At 57.7% G+C, this 22,703-nt stretch carries 22 protein-coding genes; 17 read left to right on the top strand and 5 right to left on the bottom strand.

What is annotated here, in order from left to right; all coding sequences use genetic code 11:
• Positions 1 to 416 precede the first annotated feature (416 nt).
• Positions 417 to 971 carry a phycobiliprotein lyase gene (locus GFS31_RS13765; protein WP_198805359.1) on the top strand — a complete coding sequence of 185 codons (555 nt, stop codon included), beginning with the start codon at positions 417 to 419 and terminating at the stop codon, positions 969 to 971.
• Between the two features lie 6 nt (positions 972 to 977).
• Here the strand turns inward: GFS31_RS13765 and GFS31_RS13760 are convergent, their stop codons facing one another.
• The 3 genes from GFS31_RS13760 to GFS31_RS13750 form a co-directional block, all read right to left on the bottom strand.
• The gene (locus GFS31_RS13760) at positions 978 to 1,265 is read right to left on the bottom strand and encodes a hypothetical protein (protein WP_198805358.1); all 288 of its coding nucleotides are present in this window, start codon (positions 1,263 to 1,265) and stop codon (positions 978 to 980) included.
• A gap of 197 nt (positions 1,266 to 1,462) precedes the next feature.
• On the bottom strand, positions 1,463 to 1,855 hold the full coding sequence (locus tag GFS31_RS13755; RefSeq protein ID WP_198805357.1) for a glutamyl-tRNA amidotransferase: 393 nt from the start codon (positions 1,853 to 1,855) through the stop codon (positions 1,463 to 1,465).
• Positions 1,856 to 2,009: 154 nt separating this feature from the next.
• Positions 2,010 to 3,083, bottom strand: coding sequence for a Fe(3+) ABC transporter substrate-binding protein (locus GFS31_RS13750; protein ID WP_198805356.1), 1,074 nt, complete (start codon positions 3,081 to 3,083; stop codon positions 2,010 to 2,012).
• A gap of 283 nt (positions 3,084 to 3,366) precedes the next feature.
• On the opposite strand from GFS31_RS13750, the gene GFS31_RS13745 reads away from it, so the two are divergent.
• The 3 genes from GFS31_RS13745 to GFS31_RS13735 all read left to right on the top strand — a co-directional run bounded on the left by GFS31_RS13745 (position 3,367) and on the right by GFS31_RS13735 (position 5,544).
• On the top strand, positions 3,367 to 4,191 hold the full coding sequence (locus GFS31_RS13745) for a hypothetical protein (protein WP_198805355.1): 825 nt from the start codon (positions 3,367 to 3,369) through the stop codon (positions 4,189 to 4,191).
• Positions 4,192 to 4,603: 412 nt separating this feature from the next.
• Positions 4,604 to 4,876 carry an Asr1405/Asl0597 family protein gene (locus GFS31_RS13740; RefSeq protein ID WP_198805354.1) on the top strand — a complete coding sequence of 91 codons (273 nt, stop codon included), beginning with the start codon at positions 4,604 to 4,606 and terminating at the stop codon, positions 4,874 to 4,876.
• Complete coding sequence (locus tag GFS31_RS13735; protein WP_198805353.1) at positions 4,876 to 5,544, top strand: (2Fe-2S) ferredoxin domain-containing protein; 669 nt, start codon at positions 4,876 to 4,878, stop codon at positions 5,542 to 5,544. Before GFS31_RS13740 ends, GFS31_RS13735 begins: the two co-directional genes overlap by 1 nt.
• A 131-nt stretch (positions 5,545 to 5,675) precedes the next feature.
• Here the strand turns inward: GFS31_RS13735 and GFS31_RS13730 are convergent, their stop codons facing one another.
• Together GFS31_RS13730 and GFS31_RS13725 are read right to left on the bottom strand one after the other, a co-directional pair.
• The gene (locus tag GFS31_RS13730) at positions 5,676 to 6,212 is read right to left on the bottom strand and encodes a DNA starvation/stationary phase protection protein (RefSeq protein WP_198805352.1); all 537 of its coding nucleotides are present in this window, start codon (positions 6,210 to 6,212) and stop codon (positions 5,676 to 5,678) included.
• Between the two features lie 165 nt (positions 6,213 to 6,377).
• A complete protein-coding gene (locus tag GFS31_RS13725) occupies positions 6,378 to 6,545 on the bottom strand; it encodes a hypothetical protein (RefSeq protein ID WP_198805351.1) in 168 nt (55 codons plus the stop codon).
• On the opposite strand from GFS31_RS13725, the gene GFS31_RS13720 reads away from it, so the two are divergent.
• From GFS31_RS13720 to lpxB, 13 genes are all read left to right on the top strand, one after another.
• Positions 6,544 to 7,053, top strand: coding sequence for a Fur family transcriptional regulator (locus GFS31_RS13720; RefSeq protein WP_225907421.1), 510 nt, complete (start codon positions 6,544 to 6,546; stop codon positions 7,051 to 7,053). The genes GFS31_RS13725 and GFS31_RS13720 overlap by 2 nt on opposite strands.
• Before the next feature lie 391 nt (positions 7,054 to 7,444).
• Positions 7,445 to 10,255, top strand: a complete 2,811-nt coding sequence (locus GFS31_RS13715) for an HAD-IC family P-type ATPase (protein WP_198805350.1) — start codon at positions 7,445 to 7,447, stop codon at positions 10,253 to 10,255.
• Positions 10,256 to 10,448: 193 nt separating this feature from the next.
• A complete protein-coding gene (gene mgtE / locus GFS31_RS13710) occupies positions 10,449 to 11,795 on the top strand; it encodes a magnesium transporter (RefSeq protein WP_225907420.1) in 1,347 nt (448 codons plus the stop codon).
• Between the two features lie 328 nt (positions 11,796 to 12,123).
• Positions 12,124 to 13,464, top strand: coding sequence for a magnesium transporter (gene mgtE / locus GFS31_RS13705; RefSeq protein ID WP_198805348.1), 1,341 nt, complete (start codon positions 12,124 to 12,126; stop codon positions 13,462 to 13,464).
• Between the two features lie 121 nt (positions 13,465 to 13,585).
• Positions 13,586 to 14,170, top strand: a complete 585-nt coding sequence (locus tag GFS31_RS13700; protein ID WP_198805347.1) for a hypothetical protein — start codon at positions 13,586 to 13,588, stop codon at positions 14,168 to 14,170.
• A gap of 4 nt (positions 14,171 to 14,174) precedes the next feature.
• A complete protein-coding gene (locus GFS31_RS13695) occupies positions 14,175 to 14,603 on the top strand; it encodes a hypothetical protein (RefSeq protein WP_225907419.1) in 429 nt (142 codons plus the stop codon).
• Positions 14,604 to 14,792: 189 nt separating this feature from the next.
• Complete coding sequence (locus GFS31_RS13690; RefSeq protein WP_198805346.1) at positions 14,793 to 15,245, top strand: HNH endonuclease; 453 nt, start codon at positions 14,793 to 14,795, stop codon at positions 15,243 to 15,245.
• A 187-nt stretch (positions 15,246 to 15,432) separates the two neighbouring features.
• Positions 15,433 to 16,164, top strand: coding sequence for a phosphoribosylaminoimidazolesuccinocarboxamide synthase (gene purC, locus GFS31_RS13685; RefSeq protein ID WP_198805345.1), 732 nt, complete (start codon positions 15,433 to 15,435; stop codon positions 16,162 to 16,164).
• Positions 16,165 to 16,290: 126 nt separating this feature from the next.
• Positions 16,291 to 18,768, top strand: coding sequence for a BamA/TamA family outer membrane protein (locus GFS31_RS13680; protein ID WP_198805344.1), 2,478 nt, complete (start codon positions 16,291 to 16,293; stop codon positions 18,766 to 18,768).
• A gap of 59 nt (positions 18,769 to 18,827) precedes the next feature.
• The gene (gene lpxC, locus GFS31_RS13675; protein ID WP_225907418.1) at positions 18,828 to 19,718 is read left to right on the top strand and encodes a UDP-3-O-acyl-N-acetylglucosamine deacetylase; all 891 of its coding nucleotides are present in this window, start codon (positions 18,828 to 18,830) and stop codon (positions 19,716 to 19,718) included.
• A 210-nt stretch (positions 19,719 to 19,928) separates the two neighbouring features.
• The gene (fabZ, locus tag GFS31_RS13670; protein WP_263974938.1) at positions 19,929 to 20,366 is read left to right on the top strand and encodes a 3-hydroxyacyl-ACP dehydratase FabZ; all 438 of its coding nucleotides are present in this window, start codon (positions 19,929 to 19,931) and stop codon (positions 20,364 to 20,366) included.
• A 123-nt stretch (positions 20,367 to 20,489) separates the two neighbouring features.
• Positions 20,490 to 21,329: an acyl-ACP--UDP-N-acetylglucosamine O-acyltransferase gene (gene lpxA, locus GFS31_RS13665; protein ID WP_225907416.1), complete on the top strand. Its 840-nt coding sequence runs from the start codon at positions 20,490 to 20,492 to the stop codon at positions 21,327 to 21,329.
• Between the two features lie 2 nt (positions 21,330 to 21,331).
• Positions 21,332 to 22,540 carry a lipid-A-disaccharide synthase gene (gene lpxB / locus GFS31_RS13660; protein WP_198805341.1) on the top strand — a complete coding sequence of 403 codons (1,209 nt, stop codon included), beginning with the start codon at positions 21,332 to 21,334 and terminating at the stop codon, positions 22,538 to 22,540.
• The last annotated feature ends 163 nt before the right edge of the window (positions 22,541 to 22,703 follow it).

Below are 22,703 nucleotides of genomic sequence, written 5' to 3'. Positions count from 1 at the left end.
CTTTAATTTACGTTTCTTAATATTTTTCTCTCTTCACTATAGCCATGGTGATGCGGGTCGGCAAGGTGGAGCGCGATCCGGTACACCCAGTGTTGGGGCTGATTGTACGCCCCTGGCTAGGATAATCTGTAAGCATTTTTACTCAATGGCCATGGCTACCTGCAATTCCTAACAATGGGGACTAGACCTGCCTGACTAACCCAGGATTCTGTGGCGGGCGCGAAAACTGCGCCTCTACAGCATTGGATTCACCTAGGGGTTAGGTCTCTGGCCCCTTCGACCGCTATGGGATCTAGCCAGTTTTCCTGGTCAACCCGGATCTAGGCGCTATGCACCGATGGCTGAATCGTGGCTGTTTCGCGCTAGGGTTACGATAAGGGAGGCTGAATACTGAGGTTTTTAGGTCGCCAATGGCAATGAATCTTTCGGACATTCACTATTTTTTTGAGTGCTGCATTGGCCATTGGTCGATTGAGCGCACCTACCACTACCTCACCCACCAGGAGGTTGAGCGTTCCCACACCGATTTTCAGGTAGAGGCCATCTCCCCTGATCTAAAGCGCCAAGTCTTGGCCGACAACGCCTACGCCGTTCCAGACAACCTCGATGGCCTACCGGGGTTCAACCTGGTCTTTCACACGGTTTCTGATAAGGGCGAAAAGGTTTCCCAGGAGCTGCGGGCGCTGTTTGTGCCCAAACAACAGACCCATGGCATCATCACCGGAGACTACCTGCGAGATCGAGCCTACGAGGAAGCCCGTCCCATTGTGTCGAGCTTTCGCTACGACCCCAGCAACCGCGAACTCTTGATGACTACGCCCTACACCCGCGTAGTTTCCGTGGATTCCATTGTGTTGGTTAATCCCAAGATGCGGATTCGTCGCATTCTCAACTATCAGCATCCTGAGCCTGGACAACCCCTCGATACCCTGGTGCTGGTGGGGTTTGGGGTCGAGCAAAAAACGGATTGATTGGGCCTATTGGGGTTTGGGCAAGCTGGGCGATTGCTGGTAGCTGGAGGCCAACCGGGCTTTGACATCGTCGCTGGCAAACTCCATCACGGTGCCAATGACCGAGGCAATGGCCTGTTGCTGCTGACGATGGCGACGGCTCTGATTGTGGAGGTTGACGTCATTGGCTGCTTGACCGCTGGTGCCGCCGATCAATACCGTAGATCGCTGGGACTGGTGGAGGGTCAAAATCAGATCGTCAATGATAGCTTGGGGAATTTCCATGACCTGCATTTCCTGGAGTGATAAGGTCAACCATTGTTATAGTGCCCTCTTTTTTGTTTTTTCTATCTCTGGGAGGGAACGTAATAAAGTGAAATGTGAAATGTGGAATTTACGGATTTACCCTACCCTAGCAGAGGCACTGTGACCTGGCCGTATCCCCCCTCACAATCTGACGGTGGCCCTAACATTTCCGCCGCTGGCAGGATACTCTGCCGGAGAGCCCCCTATTATGGGTGGGCAGACTGCGCCCTATAGGCCCGCCAGCCGCCGAATTCGGAAATTTCCCGCTGGCCTTCGCAGAGGATCGGTTCCCCCAGCACCCCCAACACCGTTTCCCCTGTGCTGAGGGTAACTTTGCCGATAGACAATCCGGGCGGTTCTTGCAAGAGCACCTGCACCAACCCCCCAGCGGACATTTGCCAGACCTCTAGGGCTACGGCTACACCGTCTTCAGCCACGCGCACCATGGCCGGATGCCGATCTTGAATCGACCATAGGCGATAGTTGGGCGTGGTTGTAGCTTCATACAAAAACTCAGCCCCAGCCTGGATCAGGTTGGGGTTGAGTTCTAGCCCCCGCATGAGGGTGCCGTTTACCGCTAGTTTCAGAGCCTCGGCCATGGGGTTAATACAAGATGCGTCGCTTCCCATCTTCGCTGATTTAAGACAGGACGCAACCCTGATGCTGCCCACAGGTAGACATCTGGCAGGGCGAGGTTTCCTCGCCCCTACGGTTTGACGGGTGGGGAGCGGGCCGTCTGTGGCGGGCGTGGAATTACTTCCAGCCAGCGCGGTCGGTAATGCGAAGAGCTTCGGGATTATTGCGGCCAAAGACGGCGGCATTGAGGGGATCGGCCCTGAACTCGCCAAAGCTGGCCACTACGGAGTCGATGGCGACGCCTTCTACCACGGGGTACTCGTTGTTGCTTTCAGCGAAGATGCGCTGAGCCTCTGGGCTCACCAAGTACTCTAGAAACTGAATGGCGGCGGCGGCGTTGGGGGCGCTGCGTAGCACTCCAGCTCCACTGATATTGACGTGGGTGCCCCGGTCATTTTGGTTGGGGAAGAACACGCCAATCGCTTCGGCCACGGCCCGATCTGCGGCGTTATCCGACTTAATCAGCCGAGCCAGGTAGTAGGTGTTGGAGATAGCCACATCCCCCAAACCAGCCGCCACGGCTCTGATTTGGTCGGTGTCGCCCCCCTGGGGATCGCGGGCTAGGTTGGCCACCAAGCCCCGCGCCCAAGTTTCGGTTTCCTCGGAGCCATGGGCGGCAATCAGAGACCCGACCAAAGACTGGCTGTAAATGTTGGTGGAACTCCGGGTGAGGATGCGTCCCCGCCACTTGGGATCAACGAGATCTTCGTAGGAAGACAGTTCTGAGGGGTTAACCCGATCTTTGTGGTACATCAGCACTCTAGCCCGTTGGGTCAGGCCAAACCATTGCCCATCGGGGTGGCGCAGGTGGTCAGGAATGGCCCCCGTCAGCACCGAGGAGTTGACCGCCTGGAATAGACCTTCCTGTTCTGCCCGCCATAGACGACCTGCATCGACAGTCATCAAGAGGTCGGCAGGGCTATTTTGGCCTTCGCTTCTAATGCGCTCAATGAGCTGATCAGCCTCAGCTTCCACCACGTTGACTCGGATTCCAGTGGCCTGTCGAAAGCCGTCGTAGAGCTGTTCGTCGGTGTCGTAGTGGCGCGACGAGTAGAGATTAACAACCTGACCTCGATTGCGGAACCACGGAAACTGAGCCTGGGCAGATTGTGATTTTAAGCCTCCCACTGCGATGGCGGTAGCGGCGGCTCCGGCCCCTAAAAATGCACGTCGTCCTAATTTGCTTGACACGTCGAATACCTCAAACCTTCAAAGCGCCCTCAGAGGAATGTCTCCGGGCGTCAACTTCGACTGCATTGTAGCGCTTATTGACATAGTTTCCCAACAAATTAAAAAATCATCCCCGTATAGGTGGCGGCGAGTGGCAACTGGCATAGGCGCAATATCGCCGCCTGACGGGCTTGGAAATCCTTAATTTCCCTGTAAACTCATAGATTGATCAGGTGATTTGGCGTAAGCTAATGGTGAACTGATCCCGTTATCTAGCCAAAACTACTGCCAAAGTCTTGCGATAATGACTCTACAGGTTTCCACCCATTCCACCCCCATTCCACGCACCTCAGGCCGACCATTGGGGCTGGCCAAGCTCAAGCCTTGGCTAGGAGGGCTGTGTTTGGCGGCATCCTTGGGTGCCCATGGGGTATTACTGGGTTTACCCTGGTCGTCTAGCACCCCCGAAACCGAAGATCTCGCAGCCCTCGAAGAACCGCCCACGGTGACGATGGATGTGGCCGTACTGCCAACCCGTCCAGACCAAGCGGAACCAGAGCTACCCCTTCCGGTTGTTTCTCCTCCCGAAACAATGCCCGCTGCGGTAGCGGTGGATCCAGCACCGAGGGTCATTCCCCCCAGTCCACAACCTGTCCCGGAAGCCATTTCGGAGGTGGCCCCTGCGGCTGTTGAACCTCCCGTAACCGCTGCCCCTGAGTCACCTGTCCCAGAACCGATTGCGGCGGATCCAGCACCGGAACCCATCGCGGAAACCATCGCAGCAGACACCACCGCTCCTGAACCCCAGCCCTTTGCTAATTTTCCCCACTTCCAGGGGGCGCAACAGGCCGACTGCGGTGGTGAAGCCTGCTGGACTAGCCCCGTAGAAGGCGGCTGGCGCGGCGCAGCACGATCCCTTCAAGACAATTTGGAAGCCCAGGGCTACACCCTCAGCAACATCACGGGGGAAGTGCTCTCTACCGAAACGGGCGTGCGGATTTATCGAGTAGCTAAGGCAGGGGAGGATCCCTACTACCTCAACCTGGTATCCGTGGCCGATGGCATTCTCTACAGCCTCACCCCCACGCCGCTCACCGAGGACAGACTGGTCACACTTCAGACGTTGTAGGAGTCGGAGTAGGGGGGCTAAGAACTGGGCTTATCGAAAGTTAGTCTAAGCTGCTGCATTTTTTCATTGAGAGTTAATTTCAGGTTAAAGCTTGAATTGATTCATATACAAGGGTTTTCCAGCTTTCACAGAATCTCCTTATTGAAAGTCTATTGCATTAAACTCAGGGGTTGGTTATCTTAGTGGAAACGATCTTCATTAAGGATGGTTCCTCAAATGCTCTAGCACAGCGCTGTAGACCTCTCAAGCGTTTGCTAGCAGAGAACTTGAGCCCTCTTTGGGAGTCACGCCAGCCCTTTGGTTGAGGCACCCAGGCATCCTTTATTCAGAACCAATGGCAAGAGGATCGTGGGCCAGCGGTGGGTTTTGCCCTGGTCGTCCCCCATACCAAAGGTCTCTCATTCCCCTGGCTATGCCGCTCTCTTCTTCCCCTGTCCTCATTGGCCCATCCTCCGCGCTAACCCTTCCCCTCGACCTCGACCGGGTCGCCACTTGGGAGGTCTACCGCCGTTTGCAAACCCTCGCCATTCCCTGCCAGTGCGGGGTGCATCAACCCCTGCGGGTCTCCGCCGAAACGCCCCTGGCCCTGGCTCAAATTTGGAGCGTCGTCAAAACCCAAACCGCCCCCAAGGCCGATCTCGCCGCCCACCTCAATCGCTGCTGGCAGCAAAGGATTGCTAAATAATGCGTGACGAATCCTCTCGATTTTCTCGGTCTGCTTCGGCTATGGTGGTGGCCCCTGCGCCTCAACCAGGTCTTTCCCAACCTAGCTCTAGTCCCCAGGGTCAGGTGCTACGGGGGCAATACACTGGGCCAATGCGGTCGGCCAAGGGCAAACTTAAGGGGCTGATCCTCCACGCCGCCGAGGGAGAGGTAGCGGTTAAGCTGCCCAAGTATCTGCGTCCGATGCTGGTGCGCGAACTGCAACCCGGTGCCTGGGTGCAGGTGTGGGCCTACCGCGACGACGACCGCTGGCGGGGCTTAAACCTCATCCCCTGGCCCGAAACCGAGGTGCCCCAAGCCCTGAAAGACGCCCTGGCTGAGGCTGCTACGGTGGCCAGAAAAGCGGTCGAGACCAATGGAAAGACTTGTCCAAAACCCGCTGCCACCAAACCTGCCTGCATTCAGGTGTGCCGCAAGGGCAAATGTTTTCGGCAGGGCGGACAGCACATCCTGCAAGCGCTTCAGGGTGAAGTGGAGGGCAACCCCGATTTGCGGCACATCACCGTAGAAGGCACGGGCTGCATGGGAGCCTGTAAACAGGGGCCAAACCTGCGGGTGATGCCCCAGAAAAAAATGCACAGCCGAGTCACCCCCGACCGTGCAATCGCACTTTTGGCCCACGTTCAATGATGGGCCGGATGGATTCATTTCACCCAAAGCCGTTCAGTGCTAGGGATCCCATCGCTATGGATCTCAGAGCCGTAGCGTCTAAGCTGACGACAAAACGGCGTAGACCAATGGTCTTATCGAGCGAACTTGCCTTACCAAGCCAGCTTCAGGCTGTCGGGGGTGAGGAAGTGCTCCAGGTGATAGGCCCGTTCCTCGGTTTTCAGCAAAATTTGCTCGTAGAGGTGGCGGGTGGCGCGGTCGCCCATACTTTCAGCCTGGGACGCCAGCCGACGAATCAGCTCAATCATGGCCTGTTCGGCCTTCATGTCGTTGGCAATCATCACCCGGCAGCGGTAGACATCATCCCCCTCCGGCTCGAAGGCGCAGAGGTTGGCCAGGGTGGTCAGCCGTCCGGCAGGAACGCCACCCAGCCCGTGCAGCCGCTCACCCACCTCATGGGCATGATCTTGGACGGCCTCGTAGCTCTCCGAGAAAAAGTCGTGGAGCATGTAATACTCCGAACCTTCCACCACAAAATGGTGTTTTTGGTACTGCATATACAGCGCCATAAAGCTGGCGTAGACGGTGCCCAGTCCCTCAATAATCGGCTCCGTCACCGATTTTTCCAGCCCAATGCAGTTATCCACAACCTCTCCGTAGGATTGCAGCAAGGTTTCGGTGATAGGCATAGCACTCTCCTTCAAAATTGGCGTTTTTGGCCCATTCCAGCGGTCATGTTGTCAACCGTGGCATCAGGTCATGATGACGGTTGAACCATCGTCCATGGCCTTTGATGATAGTTTCTTTACTGATTAAACACAAGGAGAACGATGCCATGAAAGCGATATTTTTGCCTAGCGAAAATGATTTTCAATAACCACTTCACTCGCGGAAAGCAAACTTAAAATATCGTTATCTAAATATCGAAAATCATTTTCAATAACGATTCCATCTTCAACTCTATGTCCTTCCCAAATTGTTCTAAAGGACAAGCTTTTACAAACGTAGCGCAGGGTATCCATGCTAGAGGTCAGAATGGGTGAGCACGACACACCACTACCAGACACCCCAGACTCCCAGGCGATGATTAGCCCTGGACTGTTGAAAGAAACCCTAAATCGGGAAGGCTTTCGGCTGACGGTGCAGCGACAAAAAATTCTCACCCTGTTCAAAGAAAAGGCTAACTGCCATCATCTTAGTGCCGAAGAAATTTATCAGTACCTTGGGGAGCAGGGCGAAAAAATTAGCGTGTCTACCGTGTATCGCGCACTACATGTGATGGTGAAATTAGGCCTTTTGCAAGAGCTAGAACTGGCAGAAGGGCGCAAATACTACGAACTCAAAAGCCCCATTTGGGAACAGCATCACCACCTGGTTTGTGTGCAGTGCGGCGATGTGCAGGAATTTGAAGACGACGCTATCACCGAAGTCACTGCTCGAGAAACCCGAAATCGTGGTTTTGCGCTGCTAGATGGACAGTTTACCGTCTACGGCCTTTGTCCCCGCTGCCAGGGACGCATGGAGGTCTGATACCAAATCAGATCTCGAAAACCCCGATTTCCACTTCGATAAACCTTAGGGGAACCTCAGTGCGGGTTAAGCTCCGTGGCCTGAGGCCCGGTCAGCCCACCCTGGGGGAAGCAAGCCGGATTCAGTATGAGAAAACCAGCCTCAACCCAAGACACCCTCGCGACGGTCAGTGGATCAGCCTCGGGGTGTTGGGCAGGATGGGTGAGAACGGAGATGATTCCGACGGTGCCCCTCTCAAACGTCCGTGCCAAAGCCGCTTGCTTCAGGGTGCCGTGTAGTATGGAACCAGTGCCGGGAAGGGCAAAGGTGCGCGTTGATATAGCCCCTATCGCAAGGTCATGCTCCCGTAAATCCCTTCCCCAATGGTTTGTTAGTTCAAGGAGGATGTGCCATGGCGCAGTCCCTTTCCCCATCCCAGCCCACGTCCCCTCAGCCCGGTGCAGAGGAGTTGGCGTGGCACCATGTGTCGGCCCAGGTGGTGATTCAGCAGTTGGGGGTCGATCCCGATCAGGGGCTCTCGAAGAAGGAGAGCCATGCCCGATTAGATCGCTACGGCCCCAACGAAATTAAAGGCAAAAAGGGCAAGCACCCGATTATTTTGTTCCTGCTCCAGTTCAATCAGCCGTTGCTCTACATTCTGCTGGTGGCGGGGTTAATCAAGGCGCTGCTGGGGTCGTGGACGAATGCCGGGGTGATTTGGGGCGTCACGGTGATCAACGCCATTATCGGCTTTGTTCAGGAATCGAAGGCGGAAAGCGCCATTGCAGCCCTGGCGGCGGCGGTGGAAACCGAGGCCATGGTACGGCGGGATGGCCAGACCAAGCAAGTGTCCTCCCGCGACCTGGTTCCGGGGGATATTGTGCTGCTGAACTCTGGCGATAAGGTGCCCGCTGATTTGCGATTGCTGCGGGGGCGGACGCTGCAAATTAATGAATCTGCCCTAACGGGGGAATCCGTGGCGGTGGAAAAGCAGCCGGATTTGGAGACCCTTCCCGCTGATACGAGTTTGGCCGACCGTCACAACATGGCCTATGCGGGTAGTTTCGTCACCTTTGGCCAGGGGGAAGGCATCGTCGTCGCCACCGGGTTGAATACGGAAACCGGGCGCATTTCCAAACTGATGGAGGCGGGGGGCAGTTTGGTGACGCCCCTGACGCGCAAGTTTGACCGCTTCAGCAAAACCCTGCTCTATGCCATCCTCTCCGTGGCGGCAGTCACCTTTGCCGTGGGGCTGGGTTGGGGCAATTCTCCCCTGGAGATGTTTGAGGCGGCGGTGGCCCTAGCGGTGAGTGCCATCCCCGAAGGCTTGCCCGCCGTGGTGACGATTACCCTGGCCATTGGGGTGTCGCGCATGGCCAGCCGCAACGCCATTGTTCGCAAGTTGCCCGCCGTGGAAACCCTGGGCAGCGCCACGGTGATCTGCTCCGACAAAACCGGAACCCTGACCGAAAACCAGATGACCGTCCAAACCCTCTACGCCGGAGGTCATCACTACGACATAACGGGTGTGGGCTATGCCCCCCACGGCGAACTGCGCGACGGGGAAGATAACCCCGTGCCCTCGGAGGCTCTGCCCCTGCCCCTAGCCCAGTGTTTGCAAGCAGGAATGCTCTGCAACGATTCGGAACTGGAACATAAGGATCACGACTGGAGCGTGGTGGGCGACCCCACCGAGGGAGCCTTGCTGGTGGCGGCGCGGAAGGCCGGGTTTGACCGCCAGGAACTCAACGCCAGCTATCCCCGCATCGACAGCATCCCCTTCGAGTCGGAATTTCAGTACATGGCCACCCTGCACCAGCAGGATGGGCCGGGGCAGTGGCTGTTGATGAAGGGTTCCGTGGAAGCCATTGTGGCCTGTTGCAATGCGGTGCTGATGGGCGACGGCACCGCCCAGCCGATCAATCGGGATCATCTTGTCCTTCAGGCCGAACGCATGGCCTCACGGGGGCTGCGGGTGTTGGCCTTTGCAGGAAAAGCCTTCCACGGCCACCATTTTGACCACGACGACCTGAAGGCCGAGATGGTGTTCCTGGGGTTGCAGGGCATGATCGACCCGCCCCGTTCCGAGGCCATCCGCGCCGTGGAAGCCTGCCAAACCGCTGGCATCGAAGTGAAGATGATCACCGGAGATCACAAAGTCACCGCCGCCGCCATTGCCGACCGCATGGGCCTGAGCCCCACCGAGGAGGTAATCGCCTACACCGGAAAGGAACTGGCCACCTTTGATGCCACCGAATTGACCAACGCTGTCCAAAACGGCTCCGTGTTTGCGCGGGTGGCCCCAGAGCAAAAACTCCGCCTGGTGGAAGCCCTGCAAAGTAAGGGTCACATCGTCGCCATGACAGGGGATGGGGTGAACGACGCCCCCGCCCTCAAGCAAGCGGACATCGGCATCGCCATGGGCAAGGCGGGCACCGAAGTGGCCAAGGAAGCCGCCGATATGATCCTCACGGACGACAATTTTGCCTCCATCAAAGCGGCGGTGGAGGAAGGGCGCAACGTGTTCCGCAACCTGATGAAAGCCATCGCCTTCATCCTGCCCGTCAACGGCGGCGAATCCATGACCATTCTGCTCAGCGTGCTGATTGGCCGGGGGGACGTACTGCCCATCCTCTCCCTACAAGTGCTGTGGCTAAACATGGTCAATTCCATCGCCATGACCGTGCCCCTCGCCTTCGAGCCAAAATCCTTTAATCTAATGAACCGCCCCCCTCGCACCCCCAACCAGCCGCTATTGTCAAAACCGCTGCTGCACCGCATCGCCCTGATTTCCGTCTTCAACTGGATTTTGATCTTCGGTATGTTCGAGTGGGTGCGCCGCAATGGGGTGGACTTGGGCTGGATCCCCGCCGACCTCAGCGGTGACGAGGCCAATCAGCAACTCCTGGCCCTCGCCCGCACCATGGCCATCCAAGCCCTCGTAGCCGGACGCATTATCTACCTACTCAGCATGACCCAGTTCTGGGCTTCCGTATCAGCGCGGCTGCAAGGCATGAAGGTGCCCCTAGGAGATGCCTCGGCCATCGGCTACGGCATTTTGGTGGCGGTGGTGTTGCAAATCTGCTTTAGCCAGGTGGGAGTGATGAACTTTCTCTTCCGCACCGCGCCCCTCAACCTAGAACACTGGCTTATCTGCATGGGTGTGTCGCTGCCGATGATCGTTGTGGCGCTGATTGCCAACCGTCTCAACCCCCAGAACTAGATCGCCGTTGGTTGGCCTCAACCCCCTCTCCCCCGCCTAGGCTCACTCCACGAGCTTGAGGAACCCACCTAGGCCGTTTCACCGGAGAACACGAGGCCAGAATGGAGTCGGGCAGAGCTAAGGTTTACAGCAGGTTAAGGGGTTTGGGCACCGATGTAGGCTATCTTAACAATCGTTGGGGCAGGAGATGGCTATGGTTCAAGACACAGCCCAGGCGTCACTACAGGGGTTGCTCGAAAGCGGGCGTTTTGACGATGTGAGGGCCATGCTGATTCCCATGCAGCCCGCCGATGTGGCCGAGATGATTGACGAACTGCCTGATACCTTTCAGGCGGTGGCCTTTCGGCTGTTGCCCAAGGATGAGGCGATTGAGGTTTACGAATATCTGCCCAGCCGAGTACAGCAAAATTTGCTGACGGAGTTTCGGCACCCGGAGGTGTTGGACATTGTAGATCGCATGTCGCCGGATGACCGGGCGCGGTTGTTTGATGAGCTTCCGGCCAAGGTGGTGCGGCGGCTGTTGGTGGATATGAGTCCGGCGGAGCGCTCGGCTACGGCCCTGCTGCTGGGCTACCCGGACGAAAGCGCCGGACGGATCATGACCTCCGAGTTTGTCACCCTGCGGGGGAGTCTCACCGCTGCCCAAGCGCTGGATCGCATCCGGCGTTTGGCCCGCAGTTCCGAAACCATCTACACCCTCTACGTCACCGACAATTCCCGTCGCTTGCTGGGCACCCTGTCCCTGCGGGATTTGGTGGTGGCGCAGCCCGATCAACGGGTCGAAGAACTCATGACCCAGGAGGTGGTGTATGTGCAGACCGACACCGACCAGGAAGAAGCGGCCCTGCTGATCCAGCACTACGACTTTTTGGCCCTGCCCGTGGTGGATCGAGAGCAGCGCCTAGTGGGCATCGTCACGGTGGATGACCTGATGGACGTGATTGAGGCGGAAGTCACCGAGGACATCTACACCGCCGGGGGGGTGCAATCCGTCGGCGATGACTATTTCGAGACTAACCTGCTGACCGTGGCCCGCAAGCGGGTGGTGTGGCTGCTGGTGCTGCTGGTGACGAATACCGCCACCAGTGCGGTGATCAAAGGCCAGGAAGACTTGCTTCAGCAGGTGGTCATCCTCACCGCCTTTATTCCGCTGCTGATTGGGGCCGGGGGCAACGTCGGTGCCCAGTCCTCCACCGTGGTGATTCGCGGCCTCAACACCGAAGATGTGCAACCCTCGGATATGGTCTACATCGTCGGGCGCGAAACCCTAGCGGGGCTGTTGCTGGGCCTGCTGCTGGGCAGTGCCGTCACCCTCTGGGCCTTTGTCCTAGAGGGGGATCTGGGCGTTGCGGTCTCGGTGGGCCTCAGTTTGATCGCTATTTCCCTGATTGCTACCTTCGCCGGAGCTGCCCTCCCCTTCCTCTTCAAAGCCCTCAAATTTGACCCAGCCCTGATGTCCGCCCCCTTCATCACCACCGCCGTAGACGTGCTGGGGGTGCTGATTTACCTCAACATCGCCCGCCTGATTTTGGGCATCTAAAACCGTCATGAAATGACCAGCTTAAAGCGCCTATTTCAATACGTAGGATGCATTCGCGAAGCAATGTACCACCTCGTTGGGCAACCCCTAAAAAGGAACTTTCAACAGAATATGAAGTTTACTATTGTCTCTCTGCGTCGTATATCTGACCTTCAGATAAAAACGGATGAAAAGAATTATTTCTCTCCTTCAAAACGTCAATCAGGGATTGGGGAACGAGGGAAAAGCTAGACACGAGAATCATTAGAAATTGTCGCTCAACCTTATTTGTTATTCGTTAAATCGTCCTAGATCAAGGGCTGTCCACCGCCAAAGAAAACCATCCCCCATGCTAGACACCACCCAAGATATCCAAACCCAGCTAGAGGCTAACCAATACGAGGCCGTGCGTGCCCAGTTGGCCCCTATGCAGCCCGCCGACGTGGCGGAAATTATTGACGAATTGCCCGACACCTACCAGGCCGTCGCCTTTCGGCTGTTGCCCAAGGATGAGGCTATTGAGGTCTATGAACACCTGCCTCGGCGGGTACAGGAAGCGCTGCTGGCGGAATTTCGGCAGCCGGAGGTGCTGGAAATTATCGACCGGATGTCTCCCGACGACCGGGCGCAACTGTTTGAGGAACTGCCCGCCAAGGTGGTGAACCGCCTGCTGCCCGCCCTCAGCCCCGCCGAACGGGAGGCCACCGCCCTGCTGTTGGGCTACCCCGCCGACAGTGCCGGACGAATCATGACCTCGGAGTTCGTCACCCTGCGGCAGGGCTGGACGGCTCAGCAGGCCATCGAGCACATTCGCCAGGTGGCCCGCCGTTCCGAAACCATCTACACCCTCTACGTCACCGACGACTCGCGCCGCTTGTTGGGGGCGTTCTCGCTGCGGGATTTGGTGGTGGCTCCATTGGAACAACCCCTGCGGGAGATCATGAACCCAGACGTGATCTACGTCTACACCGAAACCGACCAGGAGGAAGCCGCCCGCCTGATCCAGCGCTACGACTTCATCGCCCTGCCCGTGGTGGATAGCGAACGGCGGCTGGTGGGCATCGTCACCGTGGATGACCTGATGGACGTAATTGAGGCGGAAGTGACCGAAGACATCTACACCGCTGGGGGGGTGCAGCCCGCCAAGGACGACTATTTCCAGGTCAACCTGTGGACGGTGGTGCGGCGACGGGTGGTGTGGCTGCTGGTGCTGCTGGTCACCAACACCGCCACCAGTGCGGTGATCAAAGGCCAGGAGGAGGTGCTAACCCAGGTGGTGGTGCTGGCGGCGTTTATCCCGCTGCTGATCGACGCCGGGGGCAACGTCGGTGCCCAGTCCTCCACCGTGGTGATTCGCGGCCTCAACACCGAAGACCTGCAACCCTCCGCCATGGTTCGCATCATCCGCCGAGAAACCCTGGCCGGAAGCCTGCTGGGGCTGTTGCTGGGGCTAGCCGTCACCCTCTGGGCCTACCTACTCCAGGGCGATTGGGGCGTGGCCCTGGCGGTGGGCAGCAGCCTGTTCGCCATTTCCGTCATTGCCTCCTTCGCTGGATCGGCCCTGCCCTTTTTGTTCAAATCCCTCAAATTTGACCCCGCCCTGATGTCCGCCCCCTTCATCACCACCGCCGTAGACGTGCTGGGGGTGCTGATTTACCTCAACATCGCCCGTATAATTTTGGGGATTTAGATCCATCGGTGAGGCGTCACAAAACAAAACTCAATCGCCGTAAATCTGTGGGTCTGATCTGGGCAACAGTCTGGGTACACTGATCTCAGATGCTCGTGCCCCACAGCCTGTTTGTCCACCCATGCCATCGAAATCTGACCTACAAGCCCTCCTCAAAGATCGCTATGGCATTAACAAAAACGTGAGCCAAGCCCTCAGCCCAGAGGACTGCGAACAGCTATTGTCGCTTCTGAGGGATAGACCTGCGGCTAGGGGGCTAGTCGCAGCGTTCATTCAAAAAAATAACGAGCTATCCAACAATAACCGTGCCCTCGGTCAACGGCGCAGTCAGGCTGAGAAGCGGCTAGAACGCCTCACCCAAGACTGTCAGCGCCTGGAAGCAGCGGTGGCCAAGCAGGAAGAACGCAATCAGAATTTGGCCCATTACAAAGAGGAACTAGCTCAGGAAGAGAGTGAACTTCAACGCAAAATTGAAGCGCTCAATCAGCAGAATCAAGCCTTAGCATCAAAGGTTCAAACCTTGACAACCCGCAATGATGAACTGATAGACGCCAATGAGCGCCTACAAAAGGACAACAAGGCTCTCAAAAATATCCTTGACCAAATTCGGCTACGCTTGGCCCGCGACATTGACGAGCTATTGCGCTATGAAGACAGCGAGCTACGCAAGGCCATGATTCGCGTCTTGAGATGGACATTAGGATAGCATAATGGCAAATAAATCAGCGAAGAAGCGCTTGTTTGATGGCATGGGATATCGAGAGCTGCAAAGCTCGAATACCCAGCGGAGAAAGCTGTTGTCTAAAATCGATCAAGATTGGCTAAGGCAAAAGCATTATAAAAATGTGGGCTGGGAGAATGTCATCCAGCTTCATCGCAAAATCAATGCCTTTTTGGCAACCTATCAAGAAGACGATGTATCCCTAGAAGATTTATTTTTAGAGGCCGATAGAATTGGTAGTCGATATCAGACCTCAGAAGAGATCAATGGGTTTCACCAAACGCTGAGTGAAACCATGGAAAGTATCGCCCAGAAGATCGATCAGTTCTTTCCAGATGAAGAACCTGAGATGATTGACTTTCGTCCTCGCCAGTCGCGCTCATCGAATGTCATCAAGTCTAAGAAACGAAAGCGATAAAACCACTCAATGCTTATCGCCTAATATTTGAACTGAGTTTTAAGTCCATGGTCACAATTGTTTGTAAGATGCATTTCGACTTCGCTCAACGCCCACCCGCCAAGTAGCCAGAGGGTTGAGCATAGTCGAAACCCAGAGCCAACATTAATGTTAATTTAGCCATTCTACTTATTCCCTTAACTGATTCCTATGGACTTTCAAAAGGATTATTCCCTAGAAGAGCTATTTAAGCTGGCCGACAAGGTGGGTGGCTATCGCTACCATCGCCTGACAGAGCAGGATTTAGAGAAATATCATGAATTTGACCGATGGCGCTATGTCAACGGCGATCATGACTGTGGCACCACAGAGGAAAGTCGTCAGTGGGTGTGGGAAAACTCTGATCAGCAGTGCCCTGTTTGTGGTGACTACTTTAGCCAATTCAAAGTTCGTAGCATCGATCACAAGTTGCCCAGATCTCAATATCCCTGGTTGTCGCTAGATTTTAGAAACTTCTGGGTGATTTGCTATCCCTGCAACAAAGAAAAGGGTGAAATGCACTGGTATCAGTATGAGCACTATATGTTTGTTCATCACCGCGACCGTTATCCTGATGTCGTATTGGCACGACCTAGGGAATTGTTAAAAACGCTGCATCGTTGAAGGCTGCATCCTTGAGCTAGGTTTTAGATGAGTTCGTTAGGGGCTCAGTGCTAAGACCGAGGGAATGCCTAAGCTGGTTCAAAATATGAATGCAGCGGAATGGCTGGAAGATAATGGGCGCGAAACCACAAAAAACAGCGCCCAATAAACCGCTAATATAGGGACGCCCCTCTATGTCTCTTGCACCATGGCTGGCAAAAAACTCTACGAAGGCAAAGCCAAAATCATCTACACCACCGATGATCCGGCGGTGCTGCTGACCTACTTTAAAGACGATGCCACGGCATTCAATGCCCAAAAGCGGGGTCAAATCGTCGATAAGGGCAAGATTAACTGCGCTATTTCCACCTATCTCTTCCAGCGACTAGAGGCGGCGGGGGTGCCCACCCACTGGCTGGAAACCACGGGCGAGCGGGAGATGCGGGTGAAGGCGCTGACCATTATTCCCCTGGAGGTGGTGGTGCGGAATGTGGCGGCGGGGAGCCTGTGTCGCCAAACGGGGTTGCCCCTGGGCCAGATCCTCAATCCGCCGCTGGTGGAGTTTTATTATAAGGACGACAACCTAGGGGATCCACTGCTGACGCCCGACCGGATGCGAGTTATGCAGGTGGCCACCGAGGAACAGATCGCCGAGCTGCGCCGTCAAGCTGAACGCATCAACCAAATTCTGACCGAGTTCTTTGCCAGTTGCGCCATCACCCTAGTGGACTTCAAATTGGAGTTTGGCCTAGATCGCCAGCAGAATGTGCTGCTGGGGGATGAAATCAGCCCCGACACCTGTCGTCTGTGGGATCAAGCCACGGAGGATGAAACCCAGCGGGTGATGGATAAGGATCGGTTTCGCCAGGATCTGGGCCAGGTCGAGCAGGCTTATCAGCGTGTGCTAGAGCGTGTAATGGCACAGTCCCATCAGCGTTGAAATCCGTCAATGCGGTAGAATTTGTCCGACCCTGGGGGCGGCTTGGTTCAGGGCTAATGTAGGGTGCCCTAGGCCCAGTAACGGATTAGGCCGCGTGGTGTGTGGATGTCGTTCATAGGTGTGTGGATGCAGGTATCTCCTAAATGGTTAGTGCTTCTGACGGCTGCTGGGCTGGTAGGGCTGTCCCCAACGGCGGCGCAGGCCGATCCGACGCTGACGGAGGCCACTGAGGCAACAAGTACGCTCCAGGATCTGCCCCCCGCTGCCCTATCGGCAGACGCCCTGCGTCCTGCGGTGCCGACCCCACCCCCGCAGAACTCGGCTTCTGCGGGGGCAGACCCCCTAGCGGCGACCCCAAGCGCTGACGAGGCTGGGTTGCCGGAAGAGTCTGGCCCGATGGAGACCTTGCCGACTGCATCGGCATCTGGGGATCAAACCCTGCCCATCGGTCTCCCGGAGGTCACAACCTTGATTCCGGTCAGCACCGTGCCCGAAGATTTGCAGGCGGTGGTCGATGAGTATCGGCCCAGTGCAGTGGTGGAGTGGATGGCCGAGCCGCCCCAGCCCACCCTAGACCTGAGCCAAAGCCCTAGCTTGCAGGGGTTGGGGGCACCTGTTTCGGAAGGCACTGCCCTCAGCCAAACTGGCCCGCGTGAGATTAGCCCCGACGATGCCCAGCGCATTTTGGATGGCGCGGTAGAGCGACGCAACCAACCCCAGGGGGTGCCTCAACCCAGCCCGGAGGAGGCCAGCCCTGCACCAGGGGAAGCCACGGAACCCGCAGCCCCCCCAACTCCTGCAACTCCGCCCCCGGCCGCCACAGAACCCGAAGAACCCAGGGTGCTGGTGTCGGAGGTGTTGGTGACGGCCCCCGATGGTGATCTGTCTCCAGACTTGATCAATCTGGTTTATAGCGTGATCGAAACCCGCGCCGGACGCACCACCACCCGCACCCAACTCCAGCGGGACATCAACAGTATTTTTGCTACGGGCTTTTTTGCCGATGTGGACGCCCGCCCCGAAGATACCAACCTAGGGGTGCGCGTTACCTTTTTGGCCCAGCCCAACCCGGTCTTGACCGAAGTACGGGTAACGGGGAATCAGGTGTTGCCCCAGGCGGTGGTGGATGAGATTTTTGACGATCAACGGGGTGAAATCATCAACCTGCTCGACTTCCAGGACGGCATCCTGGAACTGAACCAGTGGTACCAAGACAATGGTTTTGTGCTGGCCCAGGTGGTGGCGGCTCCCCGCGTCACCGAAGCTGGAGTTGTGACCCTAGAAGTGGCCGAGGGCGTGGTAGAAACCATTGAAGTGCGGTTCTTCAACGACCAAGGGGAGAGCGTGGACGAGGAAGGCAACCCCCTGCGGGGCCGCACCCACGACCACATCATCACCCGCGAATTTCAGACCCAGCCAGGGGATGTATTCAACCAGGCTCAGATCGAGCGGGACTTCCAGCGGGTGTTTGGGCTACAGATCTTTGAAGATGTGCGGCCTGGGCTAGAACCCGCAGCAAACGACCCCCGCCAGGTGAAGTTAATTGTCAACGTTACCGAACGCAGCACGGGATCGGTGGCGGCGGGTCTGGGCTTTAACTTCACTGGAGATATTTTTGGTACGGTCAGCTATCGCCAGGACAACTTTGGCGGCAACAACCAAAAGCTCTCGGCGGAGGCCCAGGTCAGTACGCGGGATCTCCTCTTTGACGTATCCTTCACCGATCCCTGGATTGCCGGGGATCCCTTCCGCACCTCCTATACCGCCAATGCCTTTGCCCGTCGTGCCATCAACCTAAACTTTGACGGTGGCCCCAACCCTATCGACCTCCCGAACGGCGACCGCGTGCGGATTCGGCGACTGGGCGGCGGCGTCACGTTCAGTCGTCCGTTAAACAATGGCTGGGTCGTCGCGGTGGGCACCACGGCTCAAAATATCTCGGCCCGCGATGCCGATGGCACCATCAGCCCGGTGGATGCGGCGGGAAACCCCCTCACCCTCAGCGGTACGGGGACGGATCTGCTGTGGACGGTTCCGGTATCGGCCACCCTAGATCGCCGCAATGACGTCTTTAACCCCACCAGCGGTAGCGTACTGCGCCTCAATTCTGAACAGTCAATTCCCCTGGGTCAGGGCAGTATTTTCATGAACCGCCTGCGGGGCAGCTACAGCCAGTATCTCCCCGTGCGGTGGATCAACTTCAGCGACGGCCCCCAAGCTCTCGCCTTCAACATCCAACTGGGCACCATTGTGGGGGATGTGCCCCCCTACGAAGCCTTTGCCCTGGGAGGCACCAACTCCATTCGCGGCTATGAAGAAGGCGAAGTGGGCAGTGGTCGCAGCTATGCCCAGTTCACAGCGGAGTACCGCTTCCCGCTGTTCTCTTTCCTGGGTGGGGCATTGTTCTTTGATGCTGGGTCATCCCTAGGCAGCGGCAATGCTGTGCCGGGGGCACCAGGGCCGTCGCGGGGCAAACCGGGCAGCGGCTTTGGCTATGGTCTGGGTGCACGGGTGCAAACCCCCCTTGGCCCCCTGCGGATTGACTACGGCTTCAGCAATGAAGGCGAGGGCCGCCTACACTTTGGCATTGGGGAGCGATTCTAATGGTGGGCACTGATTCCCCGATCCCTGGTTCCGAGACAGTTCCGAATCTCGCTCTAACCGTGGCTAGGGTCGCATCTGGCCATGATTCCGGGCAGGCGACCCTAGCGGCGGCGGTGCAGCGCCAGGGCATCGGGCTGCATTCTGGTATTGTCACTACCGTCACCCTGCGTCCGGCCCCGGCCCACACCGGGCGCGTCTTTGTGCGAACGGATTTGCCCAACCAGCCCCAGGTTCCAGCCCAGGTGGCGGCGGTGGATCAAACCCTGCTGTCCACCGAACTGCGCCAAGGCGAGGCCACGGTACGCACCGTCGAACATTTGCTGGCGGCCCTGGTGGGGCTGGGGGTGGATAATCTGTACATCGACATCGACGGCCCGGAACTGCCCCTGCTTGATGGATCGGCCCTGGGCTGGGTAGAGGCGATTCGGGAGGCCGGAACGGTGGCCCAACCAGAACCCGCCCCAGCGCTGACCTTGGCCCAACCCATCACCCTCCAGCAGGGCGATGCCTGGATCGCCGCTTTTCCAGCGGAGGCCCCCCGCCTCACCTACGGCATTGATTTTGACGTTGCGGCCATTGGGCATCAGTGGTTTAGCTGGCAACCCACAGCGGATCCCTTTGCCCCCGATAGCTTTGCCGCCGCCATTGCCCCGGCCCGTACCTTTGGTCTCGCCCACCAGATCGACGCCCTTCAGCAGCAGGGACTGATCAAGGGCGGCAGCCTAGACAATGCTCTGGTGTGCAGCCATGAGGGCTGGGTAAACCCGCCCCTGCGGTTTGACCAAGAACCCGTGCGCCACAAGCTGCTCGATTTAATCGGCGATTTGGGCCTGCTGGGGCGCTTGCCCTTGGCCCATGTGGTGGCCTACAAGGCTAGCCACCGCCTCCATGCCGCCCTCGCCCAGGCGATCCAGCGTTCGGCCCTGGAATGTCCCCCAGGGGCGGTATAGTGACAGAACTGGAAAGCCGTAGGCCAGTTGGCATCGTCCCCAGCGCGTGGGCCGGAACCAGCCCAGGGCTAACCCTGGGTAGATCAAACCGAAATCCTGCCCTTTCCATTGCAGACCTAGGAGCGTATCGACATCACCGTGATTGAAGCCACTTCCCCCAGCCCCCAAACGGCGGTTGCCAGCCTCGACACAGCGGCAGACACCCAGCCCGTGGTAAAAACCACCTACACCACCGAGGAAATCCAGGCCCTTTTGCCCCACCGCTACCCCTTTGCCCTGGTGGATCGGATCATTGACTATGTGCCGGGGAAGCAGGCCACGGGGATTAAAAACGTCACCTTCAACGAGCCCCACTTTCAGGGGCACTTTCCCGGTCGGCCCATCATGCCGGGGGTGCTGATTGTGGAGGCCATGGCCCAGGTGGGCGGCATTGTGCTCACCCAAATTGACGGGGTCAGCGGCCTGTGTGTGTTTGCTGGGATTGATAAGGTGCGGTTTCGGCGTCCGGTAGTCCCCGGTGATCAGCTGATCATGACCGTGGAACTGTTGGCCATTAAACGGATGCGGTTTGGCAAAATGTTTGGTCGAGCCGAGGTGGATGGCCAACTGGCCTGCGAAGGAGAACTGATGTTCTCGGTTGTTGATTAGGCGGGTGAGGGGCACTTCCCTAGAACAGGGAAGATGGTCAGCCCTGAGCCCTGTTTTAGCCCGTGGCGGCATTTCCCTATTCCCGTTTGTGTCTTTCAAGTGCTGGCTTCTGGAGGCAAGTCGTTGACTACTACGCTGATTCACCCCACCGCCGTGATCCACAGCGGGGCCAGTCTCCATCCCAGTGTGAAAGTTGGCCCCTATGCGGTGATTGGCGAACACGTTACCATTGGCCCCAACACCGACATTGGAGCCCATGTGGTGATTGACGGCCACACTACCCTAGGTGCCCACAACCGCGTTTACCCCGGTGCCGCCATTGGCCTAGAACCCCAAGACCTCAAGTACGACGGGGCCATCACCCAGGTGGAGATTGGCGATCACAACTTGATTCGCGAATATGTCACCATCAACCGCCCCACCACCCCCGATGTGGTGACACGGCTGGGCAATCACAATTTGCTGATGGCCTACGCCCATGTGGCCCACAACTGCATCCTCGAAGATCAGATTGTGTTGGCCAACTCCGTGGCCCTAGCAGGGCACGTCCATGTAGAATCCTGGGCGCGGATTAGTGGCCTGGTGGGAGTACACCAATTTGTCCACATTGGCCGCTATGCCTACATCGGTGGCCTCAGCCGTATCGACCGGGATGTGCCCCCCTTTACCATGGTGAACGGCAACCCGGCCCTGGTGCGGGGGCTGAACCAAGTAGGCTTGCAGCGGGCTGGACTGGCCGACCAAAACGAGGGCCAAGACTACCGCCAACTGAAGCAAGCCTATCGTCTGGTTTATCGCTCTGGCGCATCCCTAGCCAGCGCCCTAGACAAGCTAGAACCTTGGTCGGATAACGAGTTGGTGCGCCACTTTAGCCAATTCCTGAAGGCGTCCTCCCAGCAGCCCGACCGTCGAGGGGCCACCCCCAGCCGCAAGCGTTCCAGCCGTTCCACCGAGGCAGACTAGGGATGGCGGCACCGACGGCAACATCCGGCTCCACCCGGCGGATTTTTATCAGCACCGGAGAGGTATCGGGCGACCTTCAGGGGGCGTTTTTGGTGACGGCTCTGCGCCAGGAAGCCGCTGATCGGGGTCTGGATATCACGATTGCGGGGCTGGGTGGCCCCCGCATGGCCCAGGCCGGGGCAGACTTGGTGGGCGATACCACCACCATCGGCTCCGTCGGCATTTTTGAAGCCCTGCCCTACCTGCTGCCCACCCTGCGGCTGCAACGGCAGGCCAAACGTGCCCTGCTGGCCCAGCCTCCCGATGCGGTGGTGCTGATCGACTACATGAACCCCAACCTGGCCATGGGCCAATTTCTGCGGCAATCCCTGCCCCAGGTGCCCATCACCTACTACATTGCCCCCCAGCAGTGGGTGTGGGCCTTTTCCGAAAAGGACAGCCAAAAACTGGTGCGCTACAGCGATCAAATGCTGGCTATTTTTCCCGCCGAAGCCGACTACTACCAGCGCTTTGGGGCCAAGGTGTCTTGGGTGGGCCATCCCCTACTAGACCGCTACCCGGTGCCGCCAGACCGCCAGGAAGCCCGTCAACGGTTGGGCCTAAAGGCAGATCAACCCATCGTTACCCTGTTGCCCGCCTCCCGTCGCCAGGAAGTCAAATACCTGCTGCCCACGATAATCCAGGCGGCGCAGATTATCCAGAAACAGTGTCCCGACGTTCTCTTTCTGCTGCCCGTCTCATCGGCGGAACTGCAACCCGCCTTTGACCAAGCCCTCGCCCAGGCCCAGCTACCGGGGCGATTGGTCACACCCACCGCCGAGTATCAACCCACCGATGCCATTGCTGCCGCCGATGTGGCGATTACCAAATCCGGCACCGCCAACCTCGAAATTGCCCTGATGAACGTGCCCCAGGTGGTGGCCTACCGCCTCAACCCCCTCAGCGCCCGCATTGCCTACTACCTGCTCAACTTCAAGGTGGCCTACGTGTCGCCCGTGAACCTGGCCGTGAACCAGGCCATCGTGCCAGAATTTTTGCAGTGGGAAGCCACCCCCGCAGCCCTGGCAACGGCGGCGCTGGATCTGCTGCAAAACTCCGACCATCGCCAAGCTATGCTGGCAGGCTATGCAACCCTGCGCCAAACCCTAGGAGAACCGGGAGCCTGTCGGCGGGCGGCGGCAAAGATTTTGGATCAGATTTTGGGCCAATGACGTGCTCACCGCAGACCTAGGGAGGAGATCCCTCAAAGATAGCTGAAGGACTAGGACTATCTGAAGGGCCGTTGCTCGGCAGTCCTGTTGAAAGGGGCCTATCTTCACTACAATTGTTATGCTTTCGCGAAATATCCGTTACGAGATATCCGTGGCGAAGTAT

It is taken from the genome of Leptolyngbya sp. BL0902 (assembly GCF_016403105.1).
Lineage (GTDB): Bacteria > Cyanobacteriota > Cyanobacteriia > Phormidesmidales > Phormidesmidaceae > Nodosilinea.
This window is presented reverse-complemented; position numbering and strand designations above follow the sequence as displayed.

Coding starts and splice junctions, on each gene's coding strand:
- GFS31_RS13715 (WP_198805350.1), top strand. CDS start 7,445: ATGGCGCAGTCCCTTTCCCCATCCCAGCCCACGTCCCCTCAGCCCGGT.
- GFS31_RS13700 (WP_198805347.1), top strand. CDS start 13,586: ATGCCATCGAAATCTGACCTACAAGCCCTCCTCAAAGATCGCTATGGC.
- GFS31_RS13730 (WP_198805352.1), bottom strand. CDS start 6,212: ATGCCTATCACCGAAACCTTGCTGCAATCCTACGGAGAGGTTGTGGAT.
- purC (WP_198805345.1), top strand. CDS start 15,433: ATGGCTGGCAAAAAACTCTACGAAGGCAAAGCCAAAATCATCTACACC.
- GFS31_RS13695 (WP_225907419.1), top strand. CDS start 14,175: ATGGCAAATAAATCAGCGAAGAAGCGCTTGTTTGATGGCATGGGATAT.
- GFS31_RS13725 (WP_198805351.1), bottom strand. CDS start 6,545: ATGGATACCCTGCGCTACGTTTGTAAAAGCTTGTCCTTTAGAACAATT.
- GFS31_RS13720 (WP_225907421.1), top strand. CDS start 6,544: ATGCTAGAGGTCAGAATGGGTGAGCACGACACACCACTACCAGACACC.
- GFS31_RS13765 (WP_198805359.1), top strand. CDS start 417: ATGAATCTTTCGGACATTCACTATTTTTTTGAGTGCTGCATTGGCCAT.
- GFS31_RS13745 (WP_198805355.1), top strand. CDS start 3,367: ATGACTCTACAGGTTTCCACCCATTCCACCCCCATTCCACGCACCTCA.
- lpxB (WP_198805341.1), top strand. CDS start 21,332: ATGGCGGCACCGACGGCAACATCCGGCTCCACCCGGCGGATTTTTATC.
- mgtE (WP_225907420.1), top strand. CDS start 10,449: ATGGTTCAAGACACAGCCCAGGCGTCACTACAGGGGTTGCTCGAAAGC.
- GFS31_RS13740 (WP_198805354.1), top strand. CDS start 4,604: ATGCCGCTCTCTTCTTCCCCTGTCCTCATTGGCCCATCCTCCGCGCTA.
- mgtE (WP_198805348.1), top strand. CDS start 12,124: ATGCTAGACACCACCCAAGATATCCAAACCCAGCTAGAGGCTAACCAA.
- GFS31_RS13755 (WP_198805357.1), bottom strand. CDS start 1,855: ATGGCCGAGGCTCTGAAACTAGCGGTAAACGGCACCCTCATGCGGGGG.
- GFS31_RS13680 (WP_198805344.1), top strand. CDS start 16,291: ATGCAGGTATCTCCTAAATGGTTAGTGCTTCTGACGGCTGCTGGGCTG.
- GFS31_RS13690 (WP_198805346.1), top strand. CDS start 14,793: ATGGACTTTCAAAAGGATTATTCCCTAGAAGAGCTATTTAAGCTGGCC.
- GFS31_RS13735 (WP_198805353.1), top strand. CDS start 4,876: ATGCGTGACGAATCCTCTCGATTTTCTCGGTCTGCTTCGGCTATGGTG.